Origin of the sequence: Flavobacterium sp., from assembly GCF_049590715.1 — a bacterium.
Lineage (GTDB): Bacteria > Bacteroidota > Bacteroidia > Flavobacteriales > Flavobacteriaceae > Flavobacterium.
In genome coordinates this window covers 1-2,965 of the sequence record NZ_JBAWDL010000259.1, presented here as the reverse complement: position 1 = coordinate 2,965, position 2,965 = coordinate 1, and the positions used below count along the sequence as shown (strand labels likewise).

3 protein-coding genes are annotated in these 2,965 nt (G+C 33.8%); 1 reads left to right on the top strand and 2 read right to left on the bottom strand.

The genetic code is table 11. The features are described 5' to 3' along the window. Positions 1–234: 234 nt before the first annotated feature. On the bottom strand, positions 235–1,116 hold the full coding sequence (locus tag WBQ70_RS11875) for a PPK2 family polyphosphate kinase (RefSeq protein WP_423914459.1): 882 nt from the start codon (positions 1,114–1,116) through the stop codon (positions 235–237). A gap of 211 nt (positions 1,117–1,327) precedes the next feature. On the opposite strand from WBQ70_RS11875, the gene WBQ70_RS11870 reads away from it, so the two are divergent. Continuing rightward, a complete protein-coding gene (locus WBQ70_RS11870; protein ID WP_423914458.1) occupies positions 1,328–2,170 on the top strand; it encodes a DUF6929 family protein in 843 nt (280 codons plus the stop codon). Between the two features lie 87 nt (positions 2,171–2,257). On the opposite strand, the gene WBQ70_RS11865 is transcribed toward WBQ70_RS11870, so the two are convergent. Next, positions 2,258–2,965: L,D-transpeptidase (locus WBQ70_RS11865; RefSeq protein WP_423914455.1), on the bottom strand; the 708-nt coding region annotated here is incomplete at its 5' end.

Here is a 2,965-nt window from a genome sequence, read left to right as displayed (position 1 = left end):
TTCAATTACTGTGCCAAGATATAAAAACAATGTAAGTTTGGTTTGAATTAAAATACGATGCTAAGCACGAATCTCTAATTTTAGAGTGCTTATTATTCTGGTTTTTTTTAAATCATTTAAGAAAATTAAGGACATTTAAAATTTAAACACTTTGAATTTAAATAGAACAGTATTTAAGAAGCTGAATTGTTATTTTGTAAAGCAACAGATAAATTTTCTTTAAAAAAAAACATGCTATTCCTCGCCATTCAACAATTCTTTATACATCTCAATATTACCTTTCACTTTTTCATCCAGTTCAGGTTCTTTAATGTCTGTGTATTTTTGCATTTCTTCCCAGATGATTTTGGCAACAATATAGCGAGCCATATCTTTATCATCTGCTGGAACTATGTACCACGGTGCATTTTCTTTAGCTGTTTTGTTAATGGCTTCCTCATAATACTGCATGTATTCATCCCAACACTCGCGTTCTTTCATGTCACCAGCCGAAAATTTCCAGTTGTGCTCTTCATTTTCTAGTCTTCGTAGCAGGCGTTTGCGTTGTTCATTTTTGCTCAAGTGCAAGAAAAATTTCAAAACAATCGTTCCGTTTTGTGAAATGTGTTTTTCAAAGTGATTGATTTGCTTTATCCTTTTTTTCCAAAATTGAGGTGTAATATCTTCGACTTTCTCGATGCCAGGCAAATTTTCATTCAAAATATATTCAGGATGAACTCTCGTGACCAAAACATTTTCATAATGCGTACGGTTAAAAATCGCAAACTTCCCTTTCTCTGGCAAAGCCACATAATGTCTCCACAAATAATCGTGCTCCAGTTCAGCTGAATTGGGTGTTTTAAAACTATGCACCACCACACCACGCGAATTAAATTCCTTAAATACTTCTCGTATCAAACTATCTTTTCCAGAGGTATCCATTCCTTGCAAGCAAATCAAAACGCCATAACGGTTGTGCGCATACATCACATCTTGTATGGCGCTCAGTTTTTCTCGCACGTCATCAAGTTTATTTTCTTTAGCATCATCACTAGCATCATTTTTCAAATCAGTTGGTAAGTCATTCAGCTTTATTGGAGCCGTTACTTTAAAATCATTTGGATCAATAGATTTCATATAGTTGTATTTTTAATTAAAGTAAATATAGTATTTTTGAGGAGCAATTTCCTGCTTTTCGTTGCAATACATTTTCAAGTAATTGTTTTTTTATAAGTCGTCACAGGAGCTTCCTTTGGTCGCTCTGTGTCTCCTATAAAAAATACAATTTCTCTTCAATGTATTTTCACTGCAATCAGGGCTAGGATAATCGTTCGCTAAACAACATTTCATGGAAAAATTCACACTCGAAATTTTATTTCACATCATAGGAATTGGTTCTGCCTCTGGACTTTTTTATCAAAACAATCAGCTCTACATCGTAAGTGATAACAGTGAGTATTTATATGAATATTCCATGAAGGATACCCAACTTCAAAAATACCCTTTGACTTCAAATCCAACAGAGAACATTCCTAAGAAAGAAAAACCTGATTTTGAATCGGTTCTTCATTATCAAGACAGTCTTTACATCTTTGGCTCAGGGTCTACTCAAAATCGCAATAAAATGGTCGAATTTGATCTAAACCAAAAAAGGAAAACCACTACGAACAATCTTGTAGATTTGTACGCCGTTATGCAAAGTTTTGCCAGTATCAAACCTGCTGAATTCAATCTTGAAGGAGCTGTTTACGAACCTGAAAACGAAAATTGGTACTTCTTTAACCGTGGCAATGGCGTGTCAGGAAAGAACACCTTGTTTACTTTTCACGGTAAGAAACTCAATCAAGAATTTAGTTTGCTTTCAAATGATTACAAATTGCCAAAAATAAAAGGAGTGCGCACCAGTTTTACAGATGCTGTTCTAGTGGAGGATAACCTTTATTTTTTAGCCGCTGCTGAGGATACTAATTCCACCTATGAAGATGGGCAGGTACTAGGAACAGTTTTAGGTTGTATCAATCTTGAAACAATGAAAATGAAATTCACCAAAAAAATTAGTGACAACCATAAATTTGAAGGAATTAGTTTGTATAAACAATCCAATAACCAAATCGATTTTCTGCTTTGTGAAGACAACGACACCGCATCATTAGAAACCAATATTTACAAACTGAGTATCAATATAAAATAATTCGCATTGCAAATAAAAAATCACTAATACCTTTTTTAAAATTCGTATTAGTGATTTTTTTATAGGAATTAAACATGTTTTATTCCTTTATTTATTGGGTGCTACAAGCTTACTGTTTTTTTGTTCTTTTAAGATAGCCGCTAAATTTAGATTGACCAAATTAGCCATTTCATGCTCTGATATTTCTAATGCATCTGGCGTTTTAACTGTTTGTAACCACGGTTTAGGTGCTTTAAAATCATATTTTCCAAAAACAATTACAGGAGTTCCTTTGGCTTTAACCGTTTCTTTATCGGCTAAAACCCATTGGTCAGCCCAGTCATAAAGAAAACGAGCATCTTTTTCTTGTAATCGCAAACAAGAATGGGAAGCAGGATATCCTGGTAATTCATATTGGTGAAAACCAACTCCCAATTTGTTTTCAATATTAAAATTCCATTTTAAATCCCACTCATCATTAAAGGTACTAGTTGTTTCCTCAGCTTTCCAGTTGGTAAAGAACAAACCAGTTGGAGTTTGATCTTTTTCTCTTCCCATATTTGTAGGGCCTGTATAAACAAGTGTTCCATTTTCATAAGCTGCAAAAGTTTGTGTAGGATAGGAAAAAAAGATGATTTTTGAAATATTTTTTATGGCTTCCAATTGTAGCGGGAAAGGAAGATAATCTTCTCTCTTTCCTTCAAAAGTTGTTGGAACGATAATCGAATCCATTTTCATAATGTTTTTAGCATCGGTTCTGTTCAAGTCAGTAACGATAGCCATTTTAGACTCGTCCTTTTCATTGGCTTTAAGCCA